Source organism: Flavobacterium notoginsengisoli (genome assembly GCF_014207905.1).
Classification (GTDB): Bacteria; Bacteroidota; Bacteroidia; order Flavobacteriales; family Flavobacteriaceae; genus Flavobacterium; species Flavobacterium notoginsengisoli_A.
On record NZ_JACHLB010000002.1, the window covers coordinates 176,630 to 193,850 of the forward strand.

At 31.8% G+C, this 17,221-nt stretch carries 21 protein-coding genes; 8 read left to right on the forward strand and 13 right to left on the reverse strand.

The window, feature by feature from the left end:
• Positions 1–289: 289 nt before the first annotated feature.
• Genes HNP35_RS07650 through HNP35_RS07680 form a run of 7 tightly spaced genes read left to right on the forward strand, consistent with a single transcriptional unit; the run spans position 290 to position 4,445 of the window.
• The gene (locus tag HNP35_RS07650; RefSeq protein ID WP_184160012.1) at positions 290–910 is read left to right on the forward strand and encodes a hypothetical protein; all 621 of its coding nucleotides are present in this window, start codon (positions 290–292) and stop codon (positions 908–910) included.
• Between the two features lie 23 nt (positions 911–933).
• The gene (locus HNP35_RS07655) at positions 934–2,292 is read left to right on the forward strand and encodes a 2TM domain-containing protein (protein ID WP_184160014.1); all 1,359 of its coding nucleotides are present in this window, start codon (positions 934–936) and stop codon (positions 2,290–2,292) included.
• Positions 2,292–2,618 (forward strand): 2TM domain-containing protein, encoded by a 327-nt coding sequence (locus HNP35_RS07660; RefSeq protein WP_184161204.1) that lies wholly within the window; start codon positions 2,292–2,294, stop codon positions 2,616–2,618. The genes HNP35_RS07655 and HNP35_RS07660 overlap by 1 nt, the downstream gene beginning before the upstream one ends.
• On the forward strand, positions 2,599–2,928 hold the full coding sequence (locus HNP35_RS07665; RefSeq protein ID WP_184160016.1) for a 2TM domain-containing protein: 330 nt from the start codon (positions 2,599–2,601) through the stop codon (positions 2,926–2,928). Before HNP35_RS07660 ends, HNP35_RS07665 begins: the two co-directional genes overlap by 20 nt.
• 2 nt (positions 2,929–2,930) lie before the next feature.
• Positions 2,931–3,236, forward strand: coding sequence for a 2TM domain-containing protein (locus tag HNP35_RS07670; protein WP_246453392.1), 306 nt, complete (start codon positions 2,931–2,933; stop codon positions 3,234–3,236).
• 23 nt (positions 3,237–3,259) lie between these two features.
• Positions 3,260–3,640: a 2TM domain-containing protein gene (locus HNP35_RS07675; protein ID WP_184160020.1), complete on the forward strand. Its 381-nt coding sequence runs from the start codon at positions 3,260–3,262 to the stop codon at positions 3,638–3,640.
• A 40-nt stretch (positions 3,641–3,680) separates the two neighbouring features.
• Entirely contained in the window at positions 3,681–4,445 is a 765-nt protein-coding gene (locus HNP35_RS07680) for a LytR/AlgR family response regulator transcription factor (RefSeq protein WP_184160022.1), read from the forward strand.
• Here HNP35_RS07680 and HNP35_RS07685 read toward each other — a convergent pair whose 3' ends face one another.
• The 5 genes from HNP35_RS07685 to HNP35_RS07705 all read right to left on the reverse strand — a co-directional run bounded on the left by HNP35_RS07685 (position 4,446) and on the right by HNP35_RS07705 (position 8,287).
• On the reverse strand, positions 4,446–4,961 hold the full coding sequence (locus HNP35_RS07685) for a hypothetical protein (protein ID WP_184160024.1): 516 nt from the start codon (positions 4,959–4,961) through the stop codon (positions 4,446–4,448).
• Between the two features lie 116 nt (positions 4,962–5,077).
• Positions 5,078–6,103: a COX15/CtaA family protein gene (locus HNP35_RS07690; protein WP_184160026.1), complete on the reverse strand. Its 1,026-nt coding sequence runs from the start codon at positions 6,101–6,103 to the stop codon at positions 5,078–5,080.
• Positions 6,100–6,471 (reverse strand): hypothetical protein, encoded by a 372-nt coding sequence (locus HNP35_RS07695; protein WP_184160028.1) that lies wholly within the window; start codon positions 6,469–6,471, stop codon positions 6,100–6,102. The genes HNP35_RS07690 and HNP35_RS07695 overlap by 4 nt, the downstream gene beginning before the upstream one ends.
• Positions 6,468–7,898: a CCA tRNA nucleotidyltransferase gene (locus HNP35_RS07700; protein WP_184160030.1), complete on the reverse strand. Its 1,431-nt coding sequence runs from the start codon at positions 7,896–7,898 to the stop codon at positions 6,468–6,470. The genes HNP35_RS07695 and HNP35_RS07700 overlap by 4 nt, the downstream gene beginning before the upstream one ends.
• Positions 7,899–7,912: 14 nt before the next feature.
• Positions 7,913–8,287 (reverse strand): GxxExxY protein, encoded by a 375-nt coding sequence (locus tag HNP35_RS07705; RefSeq protein WP_184160032.1) that lies wholly within the window; start codon positions 8,285–8,287, stop codon positions 7,913–7,915.
• A 607-nt stretch (positions 8,288–8,894) separates the two neighbouring features.
• Between HNP35_RS07705 and yaaA the strand changes: the two genes are divergently transcribed.
• On the forward strand, positions 8,895–9,653 hold the full coding sequence (yaaA, locus tag HNP35_RS07710; protein WP_184160034.1) for a peroxide stress protein YaaA: 759 nt from the start codon (positions 8,895–8,897) through the stop codon (positions 9,651–9,653).
• Positions 9,654–9,904: 251 nt separating this feature from the next.
• Here the strand turns inward: yaaA and HNP35_RS07715 are convergent, their stop codons facing one another.
• The 8 genes from HNP35_RS07715 to HNP35_RS07750 form a co-directional block, all read right to left on the reverse strand.
• Positions 9,905–11,491, reverse strand: a complete 1,587-nt coding sequence (locus HNP35_RS07715; protein ID WP_184160036.1) for an MDR family MFS transporter — start codon at positions 11,489–11,491, stop codon at positions 9,905–9,907.
• Between the two features lie 5 nt (positions 11,492–11,496).
• The gene (locus HNP35_RS07720) at positions 11,497–12,576 is read right to left on the reverse strand and encodes an HlyD family secretion protein (RefSeq protein WP_184160038.1); all 1,080 of its coding nucleotides are present in this window, start codon (positions 12,574–12,576) and stop codon (positions 11,497–11,499) included.
• Between the two features lie 12 nt (positions 12,577–12,588).
• Positions 12,589–13,911, reverse strand: a complete 1,323-nt coding sequence (locus HNP35_RS07725) for a TolC family protein (RefSeq protein WP_184160040.1) — start codon at positions 13,909–13,911, stop codon at positions 12,589–12,591.
• Positions 13,901–14,530 carry a TetR/AcrR family transcriptional regulator gene (locus HNP35_RS07730; RefSeq protein WP_184160042.1) on the reverse strand — a complete coding sequence of 210 codons (630 nt, stop codon included), beginning with the start codon at positions 14,528–14,530 and terminating at the stop codon, positions 13,901–13,903. The genes HNP35_RS07725 and HNP35_RS07730 overlap by 11 nt, the downstream gene beginning before the upstream one ends.
• Positions 14,531–14,718: 188 nt before the next feature.
• Complete coding sequence (locus tag HNP35_RS07735; RefSeq protein WP_184160044.1) at positions 14,719–15,201, reverse strand: hypothetical protein; 483 nt, start codon at positions 15,199–15,201, stop codon at positions 14,719–14,721.
• An 11-nt stretch (positions 15,202–15,212) separates the two neighbouring features.
• A complete protein-coding gene (gene trpA, locus HNP35_RS07740; RefSeq protein WP_184160046.1) occupies positions 15,213–15,974 on the reverse strand; it encodes a tryptophan synthase subunit alpha in 762 nt (253 codons plus the stop codon).
• Between the two features lie 103 nt (positions 15,975–16,077).
• Positions 16,078–16,815, reverse strand: a complete 738-nt coding sequence (locus tag HNP35_RS07745) for a carbon-nitrogen hydrolase family protein (protein WP_184160048.1) — start codon at positions 16,813–16,815, stop codon at positions 16,078–16,080.
• A gap of 7 nt (positions 16,816–16,822) precedes the next feature.
• Positions 16,823–17,143, reverse strand: coding sequence for a gamma-glutamylcyclotransferase family protein (locus HNP35_RS07750; protein WP_184160050.1), 321 nt, complete (start codon positions 17,141–17,143; stop codon positions 16,823–16,825).
• Positions 17,144–17,221 lie beyond the last annotated feature (78 nt).

Below are 17,221 nucleotides of genomic sequence, written 5' to 3' on the forward strand. Positions count from 1 at the left end.
AAAGAGTAAAAACCGACATACTTTTGAAGTATAAATTAAAAGTCGCTAAGAGACTAAGATTCTACGAGACTAAGTAAAAAAGCTTAGAATTTTAGATTTCTGAAAAACTTGGAGACTAAAAAAAAAGAGTTTTAATCATCAATGAAATTTGAGAGAATAAATTGCTAAGATTATAAGATACTAAGAAAAAAAACTTAGAAGCTTAGCAACTTAGAATCTCAGAATCTTTAAAATAAAAACTTAGAACCTCAGAACCTTAGTAACTTAGAAACTTTAAAAAAAAGAAATCATGACCAAAATTATCACCGTTATTACATTATTTGTTTGCAGTTTATTATCTGCACAAACACAATTTGAGCAAGGAATGACAAAAGCTTTTGGGCTTTGGAAAGAAGGAAAAAATACAGAAGCTTCTCAATTATTTGAAAGAATTGCTGCCGCTGAAAAAAACAGTTACTTGCCAAATTATTACGTCGCTTTGATTAATACTACGGCAGTATTTACAGAAAAAGACAAAACAAAAATTGCTTTGTTGTTAACAAAAGCTCAAGATGCTTTAGACGTAGAATTGATAAAAGACCAAAGCAATTCAGAATTATATGTAATGCAGGCTTTAATCTACACTGGATACGTTGTAGCTGATCCAATGACAAACGGAATGAAATATTCTGCAAAAGTAATGGAAGCTTACGCGAAAGCTAAAGCGTTAGATCCAAACAATCCGAGAGCTGTTTTTGGAGAAGCAGATTACCAGTTAGGAGGCGCAAAATGGACAGGAGTTGATACAAAACCTTTATGTGCGCAAGTTGATAAATCTATTGAACTTTTTAATACTTTTAAGCCAGCAACTCCTTTTTCTCCAAAATGGGGATTAGAAAGAGCTTTGGAAATCCAAAAAACTTGTAAGTAATAAATTAATTTAAGCAGTATAAAATGAAAGAAGATGGAAGAATATTTACAGATCTGAAAAGTGGAACAATAGTCTGTTTGAAGATTTCTATGATCTTTGCTGTAATATTTTCAGCTTCTTTAGGAGACGATTTAAATGTTAGAAATGTTCTTTTGACTTTTTTCATAAGCTGTATTTATTCTTTCGGATTAGGTTTTGGAAACGGTTTCCTAAATGTGCTTTTAGATAGAAAATGGGATTGGCTAGAACAAACGAATCTCCGAGTTTATTACGGAATTCTGGTAACTGTTTTGTACACCGTTCCTGTAGTACTAGCCATAAACTATTTCATTTTTGTGGTATTGCAAGATGTGAGTTTAGAGGTGTTTTTTGGAGCAAGAATGATATGGGTACATCTTTTTTATATCATTTTATCCTTAGGAGTTTCGACTTTTTTGCAAGCCAGAAGTTTCATGGTAAAATGGAAAAAAGCTTCGAAAGTTGAAATCACACAACAAAAAATCATAGCCGGAACAGCAAGTGCAAAATTTGAAAGTTTAAAAAACCAGATTGACCCGCATTTTCTTTTTAATAGCTTGAATGTTTTAAGTTCATTGATTGAAGAAAATCCAGATAATGCGCAACGTTTTACCACTTCTTTATCTAAAATTTATAGATATGTGTTAGAACAAAAAGACAAAGAATTGGTTTCTGTTGAAGATGAATTATCATTCGCAAAAACTTACATGAATCTGCTTAAAATGCGTTTCGAAAATAGTTTGTTTTACGAATTGCCAACAGAAAACACCAATCCAGAAGCAAAAGTAGTTCCGCTTTCTTTACAGCTTTTGTTAGAGAATACAGTGAAACACAATATTGTAAGCGAACAGAAGCCATTACATATTAGAATATTCATTGACGGAGATTATTTAGCAATTCAAAATGATCTTCAGAAAAAAGAAGTTTTGCAAGACAGACAAGGTGTTGGATTGCAAAATATTGTAAACCGATACGGAATTGTAACTGACAGAAGAGTAAAAATTGATCAGGACGAAAAGAATTTCACAGTTAGAATTCCAATTTTAACCAAACAAATTACAGTTATGGAAATGAGTACAGAATATACAGATGAAGCAAAAGCTTATTATAGAGCCAAAAAAAGAGTTGAAGAACTAAAAGGGTTTTATGGAAATATTATTGCATACTGTTGTGTGATTCCGTTTTTAGTATTTATCAATTTAAGATTTTCGCCAGGATTTCAATGGTTTTGGTTCTCTGCTTTAGGATGGGGGTTTGGCGTAGTTATGCATGCTTTCAAAGTTTTTGGATACAGTTCAGACTGGGAAGAACGTAAAATAAGAGAGATTTTAGAAAGAGATAATAAACAAAAAACATGGAAATAATGACTGAAAAAGATTTTACTGAAGCAGACCGTTATTATGATGCTCAGAAAAAAGTAAAAGAAATAAGAGGGTTTTATGAGCATCTTACCGTATATGTTTTATGCAACCCAATTGTAATTATTGTTAATTATATGACTTCTCCAGAATATTTGTGGTGGATTTGGTCGGTGATGGGATGGGGAATTGCGATAGTTTTACACGGATTGAAAGCTTTTGAATATCCGCCTTTTTTTAATAGAAAATGGGAGGATAAGAAAATACAAGAACTTCTAGAAAAAGAAAATAAACGAAGACTTGAAAGTAATCATGGAAACAAATTTGAGTAATAATCAGGAACAAGCTATTTTGAAAGAAATGGCAAGTAAGAAGGTAACACAGCTAAAGTCTTTTTACAATCATTTATTTGTTTATGTTATCTCGATGATTGTATTTCTTCTTAAAGAATATACCGATTTGCCACTGCAATTTTTTCCAATTAAATATATCAATTGGGTGGTTATGATTATTTGGTCGGCCGTAATATTGGGTTCTGCAATTGATATGTTTGCTTCGTATAAAATTTTTGGCAGACAATGGGAACAACGAAAACTGAAAAGCATTTTAGAAAAAAAATATAAAAAACAAAAATGGGAATAGTAATGGAAAGGAATTTAAGCGAAGAGGAAAGATATATTGCGGCTAAAAAGAAAGTCGAAAATATCAAAGGATTTTATGGAAATCTAGTTTCTTATATACTGGTAAACGCAATTTTAATCTTTATCAATTTATATACATCACCACAATACTTATGGTTTTTTTGGCCACTTTTATGGTGGGGAGTTGGAGTTATCTTTCACGGATTAAAAGTTTTCGAAGTTTTCCCAGGAATGGGTAAAGAGTGGGAAGAAAGAAAAATCCAAGAATTTATGGAGAAAGAAAAAGAGAACAAAAACAAGTGGAAATAATTTATTAAAATAAAAATATAGTTATGGGACGTTTTAGAAGAGAGATGTACGAAGAATATGCTAAGCAACATTCGGGAGAATACACTAACGATGAAAACTACAATGCGGCATATAGAAAAGTAAAAAAAATTAAAGGCTTTTATTCACATTTAAAAGTGTATTTCATTGTAAATATGATTATTATTGTATCAAGTTTAAGTAGAAATCATTTAGGAAGCGGAATCGATTTCAGCAGTTTATACGAATGGCATACTTATTCTACAGCATTCTTTTGGGGAATTGGTCTAGTAGCGCACGGATTGTCTGTTTTTGCTTCTGAATGGTTCTTTAACTCAGATTGGGAACAAAGAAAAATTCAAAAATACATGGATAGAGACGCTTCAAATAAAAATAAATGGGAGTAACTTTGACCTAAATATTCTTTCAAATTTCATAGTATAGTAAATGATCACATTAATTATAGAAGACGAAAAACCGGCAGCGAGATTGTTGCAAAGAAAACTTGAAAAGTTAGAGGTAACTGTAGAAACAATGCTTCATTCGGTTGAAGAATCAGTTCAATGGTTTGAAAATAATCCACATCCGGATTTAATTTTTCTGGATATTCAGCTATCTGACGGTTTGTCTTTTGAAATTTTTGAGAAAATCGAAATCAAAAGTGCTATCATTTTTACAACAGCGTACGATGAATATGCCTTAAAAGCGTTTAAATTAAATAGTATTGATTATTTATTAAAGCCAATTGACGAAGATGATCTGGAAGTCGCTGTTTCTAAATTTAAAACTCGAATTCCAAAAACGGCAGAAACTTCAAATCTGCAATTAGATTTTGAACAGATTCGACAGATGCTTTCAAATCCTTTCGAAAAATCATATAAAAAGAGATTTACGGTCAAAATTGGTCAGCATCTAAAAGTTATTACTACAGAAGAAATTGAATGTTTTTTTAGTGAAAACAAAGGAACTTACATTCATACATACGATAATCGAGATTACTTAATCGATTCGACTTTAGAAATCTTAGAACAAGAATTAGACAAGAAGGATTTCTTTCGCGTAAGCAGAAAATTTATTGTTCCGCTAAAAGCGATTAAAGAAATTCAGGTTTACACTAATTCACGTTTAAAAGTAATTTTACCAAGTTACAAAGAGGATGAGGTAATTGTAAGTCGTGAAAAAGTGCAGGATTTTAAAGCTTGGCTAGGATAATTATCTATCCTGAGTTGACATAATTTCTATCGCTCCAAATTTCCAATCGGGATTCATTTTTACCGCAACAGAAGGCTCTATAAAAGCAATTGATGTTATTTTAAGTACATCATCATTATTTGGAGTGGTTTTGATGTATCTAACAAGTTCAGCATAAGGCAAATTTTTAACTTCAGCTTTACTTCCTATAACACCAATTTTAGATAAACGATCAACTGTTGGAATTTCTTTTTTCAATGAAGAATTTTCGATGTTATCTTTATAAAATGTTTCCAAAATATATTTATTGGTAGCAAAGATAACCACGCCTGAATTTGAGCCGAATTTTTCTAAAATCTCGCTTCGAGTTCCTTTATAGATAAATAACTGCATATCATTTGGATCAATATGCTTAAGTTTATTTTGATCCATATAGCCAATACTTTTTGAATCTAAAATAACTAATGGATTGTCTTTTGTCTGTCCAGAAATAAAACAAGTAAAAAATACAGTTAAAACAGCGAAAATTTTTTTCATCTAATAATTATTTAGTTAATCATTAATGATGCAAGATAGTGTTTTTGAGAGAATTATCTTGTGTTTATGTAAAAAAAGAGCCTCATATTGAAGCTCTTTTCTATTTGATTTCTTTTTTATTTACTCAATCTATGTAATGTAAATGTCATGGCGCTTAAAAGGAAAAATGCCATAATCTGGTGAATTAAACCTAAAGCCAAAGGAACGCTGTACAATAAAGTAAAAACTCCCAGTAAAAATTGAATGAATACAAAAACAACTAAAGTGTTTATTCCGTTTGCTTGAGTTCTTGTAAGTGTATATTTTTTGCTTTTAAAGAAAAGAAAAAGAATAATCGCTACAACAACGTAGGCAAAAGTTCTATGTACAAACTGAACACCACTTTTTCCTTCAATTAAATTTTTGATTAAAGACGATTGCTCAATAAAAACAGATTCATGAATAAATTCTCCATCGCTCATTAAAGGCCAGTGATTGTGAATTAATCCCGCATTTAGTCCAGCAACAAAACCACCATAAATAATCTGAATTAATAATGCTACTAAAGCAAAACGAGCAATTTTTCGAAGCGGTAATATTTTATTGATATTCCTTTCAGGATAAATTAAATCTAAAGCTACCCAAAGCGTATAAGCAAATGTGATAAACGCAAAAGTTAGGTGTAAAGAAAGTCTAAAATGGCTTACATCTGGATTGTCGATTAATCCGCTACGAACCATAAACCAACCCAAAAATCCTTGGAAACCTCCCATTGCCAAAAGAACTACGCATTTTTTAATGGTTGGTGTATCTAATTTCTTTTTAGCTAAAAAGTAAACAAATGGCACAAAGAAAACCAATCCGATGATACGACCAATAAAACGGTGAAACCATTCCCAGAAGTAAATGAATTTATAATCGGCTAATTGGAAATCGTTGTGAATATTGATTTTTTGGTATTCAGGAAACTTTTTATATTCATCAAAAGCGGCCTGCCATTTGGCTTCTGTTAAAGGTGGAAATGTGTCAGTTACCAAATGCCAGTCGGTCATTGATAAACCTGAATTGGTTAGACGAGTAATTCCGCCTACAACAACCATTAAAAATAATAAAACACAACCCGATAGTAACCAAATGATTACTGATTTATTCTCTTTTTTCATTCTTTTCCGATTAATTCGATTTCGTTTTTGTTTTTTGTTTTGGAAATTCTTTTTATATAGAATTTTGCAATAGATATATTTGTTAAATAAGCAACAGGGAAGGTCAAACTTGCATAAATAATTCTTCCAGAATAAGCTTCGGGATCAATTTTGAAGCCCAGTATTTGGTTAATATATGGATTTATTAATATCAACAAAAAAAAACACATATATATAAAAAGCAAAAAGATACTCATTAAGAAAAATATTAATTTATGGATAAAAGATTTTGTTGCAATATTTTTCAGTTTTTTATAAAACATATAGTTTGGATGTATTATAATGAATGCAATTAAAATCCAATAAATCACAACTATAACATCTCTCATTTCTTAAGAGTTAGATTTAACTTCGCAGCTCTTTTAATCACAAAATCATAAGCGGCCTGATATTCATTTGGGATATCTCCTTCCAAAATAGCTTCTTTTACAGCTTCTTTTAAAATTCCGATTTCTCGTGAAGGTTTCAAATCAAACATTTCCATAATTTCTTCTCCTGTAATTGGTGGCTGGAAATTACGTACATGATCGCGTTCTTCAACCTCGACAATTTTTTTGCGGACAACTTCAAAATTCTTATGATATTTCTTGAATTTTGCAGGGTTTTTAGTTGTGATGTCAGCTTCACATAAAGTCATTAAATCTTCTACATCTTCGCCGGCATCAAAAACCAAACGACGAACTGCGCTGTCAGTCACAATATCCTGTGCCAAAACAATCGGACGCGAACTCATAATGACCATTTTCTGTACGAATTTCATTTTATGGTTCAAAGGCATATGCAAACGTTCGAAGATTTTCTTTGCCATTTTTCCACCTAAAAATTCATGTCCGTGAAAAGTCCATCCTTGTTTTTTAGTGAAACGTTTTGTTGGCGCTTTCCCGATATCGTGCAATAATGCTGCCCATCGTAACCAAACATCATCTGTATTTGGACAAATATTATCGACAACTTCAAGCGTATGATAGAAGTTGTTTTTATGTGTATGACCTTCAATTTCTTCCACCTGATTCAAAGCGGTTAATTCAGGTAAGATTAAATCTAGAAGTCCGGTTTTGTATAAAAGCAAGAATCCTGTAGAAGGTTTTGGTGTAGAAAGAATTTTGTTCAATTCGTCTACAATTCTTTCGCCAGAAATAATCTTGATGCGCTCTGCATTTTTTGTAATGGCATTCAGAGAATTTTCTTCAATTTCGAAATTCAATTGTGTAGCAAAACGAATCGCACGAAGCATTCGCAAAGGATCATCAGAATACGTAATATCTGGATCCAAAGGCGTTTTGATTGTTTTATTCTCTAAATCAGTTAATCCGTCAAATGGATCTAAAAGATCACCAAAATTAGTTGAGTTTAATGATAAAGCCAGTGCATTGATCGTAAAATCACGACGATTTTGATCATCTTGTAAAGTTCCGTTTTCTACAATTGGATTTCGGCTGTCACGAGTGTAAGATTCTTTACGAGCGCCAACAAATTCGATATCCGTGTCTTCAAAACGTAGCATGGCTGTTCCGTAAGTTTTAAAAACCTGAACTTTTGGTTTGTTCGGTAGTAAATCAGAAACTTTAAGCGCCAATTCAATTCCGCTACCAACAGCAACTACATCAATATCTTTTTTAGAACCTCGATTTAAAAGCAAATCACGAACAAATCCGCCGATCACATAAGAGTCAACTTTTAATTCTTGAGAAGCTTTCGAAATGATATCGAAGATTTTGTTTTGTAAAGCAGTTTTATAGTTTGTTTGTATCGCCACGAATTCACTAATTTTTATAAAATAATACGTTTATGTTCAAGTGAGGTTGAATTAAAGTTTGCCAAAATTGCTAATTTATTTTTGGAAACTTTTAGATAATTAAGACATTGTGAAATATATTTTGGATGCAAAAAATCACTTGATTTTATTTCAAGTATAATTTGATCAAACAAAACAAAATCAGCGTAAAATCTGTGATCCAATATTATGTCTTTATAATTTACCAAATATTCTTTTTCTCTTTCAAATGGAATATTGGCTTTCTTAAATTCATATTCTAAAGCATCTTTATAAACAATTTCAGAAAAACCTCCACCTAAATTTCTATGAACATCGAATAAAATTCCCATTATTTGATAACTTTCCTGCTGATACAATATTTTTGTCATGATCTAAATTTTTCCGCCACGAATTCACGATTTTTTCTAATTAATTTTTAAAAAGTTAATTCGTGAATTTTTGGCTATTATTTAGAATACAACTTTCAATTTTTGTATTGAAAATGTTTTTGGAATTTTATGGTTGCAAATTTACAACATAGAAAATGCCTATTATAATCTATCGGTCACTTTTTTGAATAAATTCACAATTTTTCAATTGAATTTTATGGAAATAAAAATCATTGGTGGTGTACTATGCGAATTGATATAAATTTTCCGCCACGAATTCACAAATTATTTTTAATTGATTTAAAAAACGGGATAATGAATTACTCGAATTCATTCGAAATTATAGTTAGATTTTAAAAAATAAATTCATGAATTTTTACATGATCTAAAATTTTTCCGCCACGAATTCACGAATTATTTTTAATTAATTAAAAAAAAATCGTGTAATTCATTACCCTAATTTATGTAGAAAATAAACTCAAAGATTGTAAAAAATAAATTCGTGAATTCGTGGCTAAAAAAAATATACCACAATAAAACAAATCAATTACAATAATCAGTTTTTAAAATTGCAATTTGTATTTTTGAATCATAGAAAAAAGCACACATGAAAATTGTTATATCTCCAGCGAAATCATTGAATTTCGAAAAAGAATTACCAACTCCACAATATACTGAACCTTCACTTTTGAAAGAAGCGAGAGTGGTTCATAAAGTAGTAAAAACAAAAAAGCCAGCTGAATTATCAGAACTAATGTCGATCTCAGACAAACTAGCCGATTTAAACTGGAAAAGAAATCAAGACTGGAAAACACCTTTTACACCAGAAAATGCACGTCCGGCAGTTTATACTTTTGATGGCGATGTCTATACAGGTTTAGACGCTTATACCATTCCGTTAGAAAAATTAGATGTTTTGCAGGATAAATTGAGAATTCTATCTGGTCTTTACGGACTTTTAAAACCTCTTGATTTAATGCAGGCGTATCGTTTAGAAATGGGAACTAAAATGCCAGTTGGAGAATCTAAAAACCTGCACGAATTCTGGAAACCAACCGTTACAAAAGCTTTAAACAAAGAATTGAAAAAAGATGAATTATTTGTGAATTTAGCGAGTAACGAATATTTTTCTGCTGTAGATGTAAAAGCTTTAAAAGTTCCTGTAATTACGCCAGATTTTAAAGATTACAAAGACGGAAAATTAAAAATGATCAGTTTCTTTGCTAAAAAGGCGAGAGGTATGATGGTTCGTTATATTATAGATACTAATGCAGAAACGATTGATGACTTAAAAGGTTTTAATTATGAAGGATATCAGTTTGATGCGAATCTTTCTAAAGGAAATCATTTGGTTTTTACAAGATAGATTTTGTAAAGGTACTAAGGTTCTAAGATGCTAAGGGACTAAGTTTTTTAAGCGCAAAGACGCAAGGTTTACGCAAAGACGCAAGGTTTACGCAAAGTTCGCAAAGGTTTTACACAAAGCTTTGCGAACTTTGCGTTTTAACGATTCACGGAATTAAAATTCTTTGCGTCCTTTGCGATTAAACAAAAAAAATAAACGCCGAATTCTAAATGATGAATTCGGCGTTTCTGCGTATTATAAAATTATTATTATTAATGCATTGCGTCGGCTGCATTAATTTTGTTCTTCCCTTTTTTGATAAAGAGAATAATCGGTATACAGCATAAAAACATAATACCTAGATACATAAAGATATCCATGTAGGCCATTACGGTACTTTGTTTCATTATTGAATATTCTATGGCTTGATATGCTTTTTTCAAAGCAACATCTGAGCTATATCCTTTTGCCATAAAAGCATGTTGCATTCCTGCAATACGTTGTTGTACATCAAACTTTGCTGGATCTAAATTTTTAATTAAATCAACTCTGTGAGATTGACTAAAACGGGTGATGAAAGTGGTAATAATTGCAATACCAAAAGATCCACCTAACTGACGCATCATTCCAGTAAATGCTGCTCCTTCACCAATTTGTTTTCCTTTTAAAGTCGAAAGCGAAAGAGTTGTAATAGGAACGAAAAGTAATCCTAAACCAATTCCTCTCAATATTAAAGGCCAATACATATGTTCAACCCCAGTATCAGGCGTCATTCTTGAATACATCATAAAGGTAAAGAAGAAGAAAACTAAAAATCCAACTCCCACCATATAAGCTTGCGGAACACCTTTCTGAATCATATTACCTACAAAAGGCATCATAATCGCCGTTGTGATAGATCCCGGAATTAATAATAATCCGGCATCAGTTGCTGTCCATCCTAAAATAGATTGCGTGTAAATCGGGATAATTAAAGTTGAACCGTATAAACCAAAACCAAGAATAAAACACATTACAGTTCCAATTCTTAAATTTCCGTCTTTCAATACACTTAAATTTACAATTGGATATTTATAGGTAAGCTCTCTCCATATAAATAAAACCAATCCTAAAACAGTTACGACACTTAGTGTTACAATAAGAGAGTCATTAAACCAGTCGTCTTGCTGACCGTGTTCTAAAACGAATTGTAAAGATCCAATAAAGGCACTCAATAAAATGATTCCCCACCAGTCAACCTGATTAGCTTTTAATTTCTCTCCATATTTAGGGCTTCTAACAAAAGTTAAAGCCAAAATGGTTGCAATAATTCCTAATGGAATATTGATGTAAAATATATAAGGCCAAGAATAATTGTCAACTAAATATCCTCCCAAAGGTGGACCAAGAGTTGGACCAACAATTACCCCCATTCCGTAAATAGCCTGAGCCATTCCACGTTTTGCTACAGGGTAACTTTCTGTGATAATCGTTTGGGCTGTTACCAGTAGCGCTCCACCACCCATACCTTGTACGAATCGGAAGGCTACAAGTTCCCAAATATTGGTGGCATTACCACACAAAAAAGAACAGACTGTAAATATTATAATGGAAGCCACAAAGTAATTACGTCGTCCAAATTGCTGCGATAGCCAGCTCGTCATCGGAATTACAATAACATTCGCAATTGCGTATGCTGTAATTACCCATGCAACGTCAGTCAGGGTTGCCCCAAGACTTCCTCGCATGTCCGTTAGTGCTACGTTTACAATCGTCGTATCTACAATTTCTAGCAATGCACAAAGTACTGCCGTAATCGTAATGATAACACGTCTGAAACCGTATTCTACTAAATCGTCATCTTGTACTGCTGCTGCCATTTATTTTATTTCAAATGTACATCTACATCAACATTCATCCCTGGTCTCAAAAGTTTTACTTTTTCAGGATCGTTAGATGCGTCAATTGTAATTTTTACTGGTAATCTCTGAATTGTTTTTACGAAGTTTCCTGTTGCATTGTCAGGAGGCAATAAAGAAAAACGAGATCCTGTTGCAGGAGAGAAAGATGATACAGTTCCTTGAAATTCGTAATTAGGATAAGCATCAACTTTTAAACCTACTTTTTGTCCCACAACCATTTTGTTCAATTGTGTTTCTTTAAAGTTAGCTACAACCCAAGCTTCATTATTGTTGATGATGTAGAATAATGATTGACCTGGCTGAACCAATTGACCTGGCTGAATATCTACTTTAGAAACCTGGCCATCAATTGCAGCAGTAACCACAGTGTAAGAAAGATTTAGGTGAGCAACGTCAAGCATAGTTTTTGCTTTTTTGATGTTTGCTGCAGCAACTTCAGTTTGTTTGTCAGAAACTTTAGATTTTGATTGGATAACCGATTTTTGGTAAGAAGTCGCTTTTTGCTGTTGTTCTAAAACACGCACTTGATTTTCAGCTTCTTCTTTTGCTGTTAAAGCCTGCTCATACTGTTGTTTAGTAATTGTATGTGTTTTATACAAGTTGTTGTAACGATTATAATCGTTTGTAAGCTGTCTCAATCTAATTTTAGCACTTTCAATAGAACCGCTTGCAGATCTCATTTGAGCATCAGATACTGAAATACTTGCGTAAGCACTTCCAATATCAGCTTTTGCAGCTTCAAACTGGCCTTCAGCTCCTAATAATGCAGCATTAGCTTCATCAATCTTCAATTGATAATCTCTCTTATCGATAGTAAATAAAGTATCTCCCTTTTTTACATAATCATTATCTTTCACATAAACTTTGCTGATATATCCAGAAACTCTCGGGATAATCGGATTCATTCTTTTCTCAATTTGAGCATCATCAGTTTCTTCGTGTGCTTGAGAGTGTAGATATTTAGAAATTCCGTAAGTTCCTCCCAATAAAACCATTACGGTTAATATGATGATGAATTTTTTATTTGTCTTTTTCTTTTCCATGAGAGCTATCGATTATATTTTAGAAAGATTGAATGATTGTGATAATTGTCCTGATACTGAAAGTAATTCGTAATATTTTTGAATGATTGTTGCTTTTGCAACCGCTGTATTTATTTTAGCACTTAATTGCTCAACATCTGCTTCAACCAAATCATTGGTATCTGCTAATCCATTGTCGAATTTGTCTTTAACAAGTCTGTAGTTTTCAGCTGCTTGTTGAAGTGCTTCTTCATAAACCACGCTTTGATTAATTGCCAAGTCATAATCTTCAAGAGATTTCTGAACTTCAACTTTAATGCGGTCTGTCATAATAGCTTCTGTGTTTTTTACTTCTAGAGCTCTACTTTCAGCTTCTTTTACGTGAGCACTATTTTTTAGAATTCCAGATAAGTCATAAGAAAGACCTAAACCAAAATTCATAGCATATTTTACAGTAATAATGTCTTTAAGATCTAAAGCAGTATAACCTCCAAGTAAAGAAAGGGTTGGGTAATAACCCGCTTTTGCAATCTTAACATTTGCCTCAGAAGCTTTAGATTGTAAACGAATCGCTTCCAAATCTTTTCTGCTTTCTAATGCCAATGCATCTGTTGTTGGTGCATTATTTGTTTTCAAATTAAAGAAATCATCTTCATTTACCTGAAGTTTTGTTTCAGGAGCTAATTTCAATAAAGTTGTCAAATAAAAATTAATGTTGTTTAAATTGTTAGTTGCTTCATCAATAGATAATTGAGTTTTTGAAACTAACAATTGCGCTTTCAACAAATCATTTCTCGGAATAATTCCGTTTTTTTCTAATTCTGTAAAATCTGTTACACGCTGTTTAGCACTTTTCTGATTTTCATTTAGAACATCTAAAGTTTTTTGCGCTTTGTATAATGCAGTGTAATAAGTAATTACTTTTAGAGCTACATCTTCTTTTGTTTTTGCTGCATTTGCAGTTTCAGCTTCGTATAAATTATCGTAAGCATCAATACTGCTTTGGATTTTAAATCCGGCAAAAATTGGTAAACTTAAGTTTGCCATTCCTAACATAGCGCGGTCTGGAGATGCTAGAGTAGCAGCACTTTCTCCTTCATTGTGCATATCAATCGAAGCTTTTGTAAGTCGCTGATATTGTCCAGAAATTTTAAGATCAGGATACTGATTGTTTTTTACGGCTGTTAACTCGTGTTTTTTGGTGTTTACCTTAGTGTTGGCAAGTGTAACCTCGTTACTCTTTTCCCAAGCCATTTTTACGGCTTCATCTAAAGTTAAACTTGTTTTTTCTTGTGCTTCCATTGAAGATATTCCGATAAAGAAAACTCCAAAGAGCATTAATTGACTAATTTTCATAAACAAGTAGCGCTTTTATAGTTTGTTGAATGTGCTTTGTAAGATCGTTTTTAATGTAATTGTTAAACATTTCTTCTGTTTTTAAATCCAATAATTCCTCGAAGAAAGAGCGATTCATATGAAAGTGAAAAAAGGTTCCAATAATTGTTGGTGTAATCAGTTGGATATTAATATCTTTTCTAAAAACTCCCTGAGTCTGACCTTGCTTAATAATGCTTTCTACCGATTTTAAATTTCCTTTTTTAAGTTCAGTAAAAGCTTCAAGGCTTTTTTCTCTTTTCTTATTGTATAGTTCAAAATGTAAAACCCTGTAAATCCCTTTGTTAAGGCAAATTCTGTTCACGTAAATTTCGATTAATTTATTGACTTTTTCAAGAGGTTGAAGATTTTCTTGTAATAAATTTTCGAGCTGTAGTTTTAAATCAACAGTTTTGTAAAAAATCAGAGCTTCAAGTAGTCTTTCTTTTGAACCAAAATAATACGAAACCATGGCAATATTGATTTTTGCCTCTTTTGAAATGTCCCGTATAGATGTACCCTCAAATCCTTTCTCAGAAAACAGCTTTTCAGCGACGTTTAGAATCTGAATTTTTTTGTCGTTCAATTCAATCTGTGACATGGTATTGTTTCTAATCGGATACAAAATTAAACACTTGTTTAATTTAAACACTTGTTTAATTTTATTTTAACATAATATTAACATAAAACGGTTTCGGTAATTTATGTTAAATTATGCTTTACTGGTTAAAATAAAAAAGCTGAAATACTTTGGTATTTCAGCTTTTATCAAATTTTGGCGCTCTCAGATTATCTTTTGTAATTTCGATATGAGAGATAAAGAATAAAAAAACCAGCAATTAATCCAATATATAAAAGACTGCCTTCTTTCTGCTCGTATTCACTTTTATTAATTATAATCTTTCCATCTTTCTCAAGTTGAATTAGATCAATATTTATATTTTCATCTTCATTAGAATTTGCTTGATAATACACCTTAACCTTGTCTCCAATATTTATTTTTTGCAGTAAATCATTATAGTCTTTAGACATTCTATATACACCTAAATCTTCATCTAGATTTTTTAGAGATATAAAAAATACATCTGATTTTTGACCTTTTCTTCCATAATGAATATCGATTCCTTTATCGATTATTATACTTTCAAATTGATCTTGTTTCGATAAGTCAATGTTTCTTTTTTCGTTACCTATATAAGCTAGAAAGAAAAATAATGTGGAAAATAATCCTCCAATAATTGAGTTTATCAGCCGTTTAGTTTTCTTTGTCATGAAAGATGTATTTATCGAATTTCTCCAACAAACTCTTCAATTTTTCCACTTCCGCTTTCGCTTAAATGTTTAATAAAAGCACTTCCAATAATAGCACCTTTAGCATATTTAGTAGCCTGATTGAAAGTTTCTTTATTCGAAATTCCGAAACCAACGATTTGAGGGTTTTTCAAATTCATTTCGGCAATTCTTTCAAAATAGGTTTCTTGAGTATTTCCAAATCCAGATTGTGATCCCGTAACACTCGCAGAACTTACCATATAAATGAATCCGTTTGAAACGCTGTCGATAAAACGAATTCTTTCCTCTGAAGTTTGAGGTGTAATTAAAAACACATTAATCAAACCATATTTTTCGAAAATCGCTTTATATTCATCAGCATAAACATCAACTGGAAGATCTGGAATAATTAAACCATCAATTCCAATTTCTGCACATTTTTTACAGAAAGCTTCAACGCCATATTGTAACATCGGATTAAAATATCCCATAATAATTAATGGAATTTTTACGCTTTCGCGGATGTTTTTCAGTTGGTCAAAAAGAATTTGAGTTGTCATTCCGTTATGAAGAGCTTGTGTAGAACTCGCCTGAATTGTTGGCCCATCAGCCAAAGGATCGCTAAAAGGAAGACCGATTTCAATTAAATCAACTCCGTTTTTTTCTAAATCCTGAATAATCTGCACAGTATCGTTTAAACTTGGATATCCAGCAGAAAAATAGATCGAAAGGATCTTTTTATCTTCTTGTAATTTTTGAGTTATTCTGTTCATTTTTAGTATGTTTTTCTCCTGAAAGGTTTTCAAAACCTTGTAGGTATTTTTGTTTAATTGTTTTTAGACCTACAAGGTTTTGAAAACCTTGCAGGAAATTCTGCTAATCGAAAATGATTCTAGTTGTCCAACTATCATTTTGTTTTTCAACTAATAATAATCCCGAATCTGAATCGTTCATCTGTCCAACTAATTCGCCTTTATTATTCCAAAAGGCACTTTGACCAGCTGAAGGCGAACCCCAAGATTCTCCACTAAAATTGGACATTAAAACATTCATTTCGTGTTTTTGAGCATAATTCTGCAAATTTCTATACGCATTCGGAATTCCGTTTGGCGAAAAGAAAATACTCGCAATATAAATATCCGTATCTTTCTTTTTAGCATTTTCTGGATGTAACGGATTGTCAATATCGGCACAAATGGCAAAAGAAATATTCTGATTTTCAATTCGAACCATCGGATTGTTTTCGAATGAAGATTCAAAGAATTCATCTTCTCCTTCATGCAAAAATTGTTTGGTGTAAATCGAAACCGAATTATCTGGAGAAATTATAAATTCGCCAATAAATAGTTGAGATTCCTTTTGAATTGGCGCACCAGCAATAATGATAATATTATTTCTAACAGCTAATTCTTTTAGGTGATCAATTCTATAATCATCTTCTGTAAAAGCCAACGATGCAGCATTTTCTCTTTCGTAACCCGTAATAGATAATTCTGGAAAAACTATCAAATTGGCGCCATTTTGAGCAGCCAATTCGATAAGTTGATAATGATTTAATAAATTAGAAGATATGTCTCCTCGTTTAGGTTTTGTTTGCGCCGCAGCTAAAATCATTTTTTGATTATTTATTTTCTGTATAAACCCACGCCAGTATTCCAGATTTTAATTTAACCTGAACTCTTTTGTATGAATTAGATTCGAATTGGTCAACCTTCAATAATTCTGCATTAGAAACGTCAAAAACAACACCATGTATAATATCTTCCAAATTTTCGCTTGGAACCGCAACAACATAATCTGCCATTCCAAATTCTTCTTCGATTTGTAAACTTTTAAGTTTAAAACCCAGAATTTGATCTGGAGTTCCGTTCAAAACTTTATTAAAAATCTGCATTTGAATTTGTTTTGATCGCAATGTTCCGTAAGAGAATAACTTTTCCATAATTACTATTTTCTCATTATTAGTTTGGTTTTGAATAAACTTTGTTTGTTACAAGTAGATTATTCAAAAGTATAACTT

Excerpts from the sequence above, each read along its gene's own strand:
- HNP35_RS07745 (WP_184160048.1), bottom strand. The coding sequence starts at position 16,815 with ATGATTTTAGCTGCGGCGCAAACAAAACCTAAACGAGGAGACATATCT.
- yaaA (WP_184160034.1), top strand. The coding sequence starts at position 8,895 with ATGAAAATTGTTATATCTCCAGCGAAATCATTGAATTTCGAAAAAGAA.
- HNP35_RS07650 (WP_184160012.1), top strand. The coding sequence starts at position 290 with ATGACCAAAATTATCACCGTTATTACATTATTTGTTTGCAGTTTATTA.
- HNP35_RS07735 (WP_184160044.1), bottom strand. The coding sequence starts at position 15,201 with ATGACAAAGAAAACTAAACGGCTGATAAACTCAATTATTGGAGGATTA.
- HNP35_RS07680 (WP_184160022.1), top strand. The coding sequence starts at position 3,681 with ATGATCACATTAATTATAGAAGACGAAAAACCGGCAGCGAGATTGTTG.
- HNP35_RS07655 (WP_184160014.1), top strand. The coding sequence starts at position 934 with ATGAAAGAAGATGGAAGAATATTTACAGATCTGAAAAGTGGAACAATA.
- HNP35_RS07685 (WP_184160024.1), bottom strand. The coding sequence starts at position 4,961 with ATGAAAAAAATTTTCGCTGTTTTAACTGTATTTTTTACTTGTTTTATT.
- HNP35_RS07675 (WP_184160020.1), top strand. The coding sequence starts at position 3,260 with ATGGGACGTTTTAGAAGAGAGATGTACGAAGAATATGCTAAGCAACAT.
- HNP35_RS07705 (WP_184160032.1), bottom strand. The coding sequence starts at position 8,287 with ATGACAAAAATATTGTATCAGCAGGAAAGTTATCAAATAATGGGAATT.
- HNP35_RS07670 (WP_246453392.1), top strand. The coding sequence starts at position 2,931 with ATGGAAAGGAATTTAAGCGAAGAGGAAAGATATATTGCGGCTAAAAAG.
- HNP35_RS07690 (WP_184160026.1), bottom strand. The coding sequence starts at position 6,103 with ATGAAAAAAGAGAATAAATCAGTAATCATTTGGTTACTATCGGGTTGT.
- HNP35_RS07715 (WP_184160036.1), bottom strand. The coding sequence starts at position 11,491 with ATGGCAGCAGCAGTACAAGATGACGATTTAGTAGAATACGGTTTCAGA.
- HNP35_RS07750 (WP_184160050.1), bottom strand. The coding sequence starts at position 17,143 with ATGGAAAAGTTATTCTCTTACGGAACATTGCGATCAAAACAAATTCAA.
- HNP35_RS07695 (WP_184160028.1), bottom strand. The coding sequence starts at position 6,471 with ATGAGAGATGTTATAGTTGTGATTTATTGGATTTTAATTGCATTCATT.
- HNP35_RS07660 (WP_184161204.1), top strand. The coding sequence starts at position 2,292 with ATGACTGAAAAAGATTTTACTGAAGCAGACCGTTATTATGATGCTCAG.
- HNP35_RS07665 (WP_184160016.1), top strand. The coding sequence starts at position 2,599 with ATGGAAACAAATTTGAGTAATAATCAGGAACAAGCTATTTTGAAAGAA.
- trpA (WP_184160046.1), bottom strand. The coding sequence starts at position 15,974 with ATGAACAGAATAACTCAAAAATTACAAGAAGATAAAAAGATCCTTTCG.
- HNP35_RS07725 (WP_184160040.1), bottom strand. The coding sequence starts at position 13,911 with ATGAAAATTAGTCAATTAATGCTCTTTGGAGTTTTCTTTATCGGAATA.
- HNP35_RS07720 (WP_184160038.1), bottom strand. The coding sequence starts at position 12,576 with ATGGAAAAGAAAAAGACAAATAAAAAATTCATCATCATATTAACCGTA.
- HNP35_RS07730 (WP_184160042.1), bottom strand. The coding sequence starts at position 14,530 with ATGTCACAGATTGAATTGAACGACAAAAAAATTCAGATTCTAAACGTC.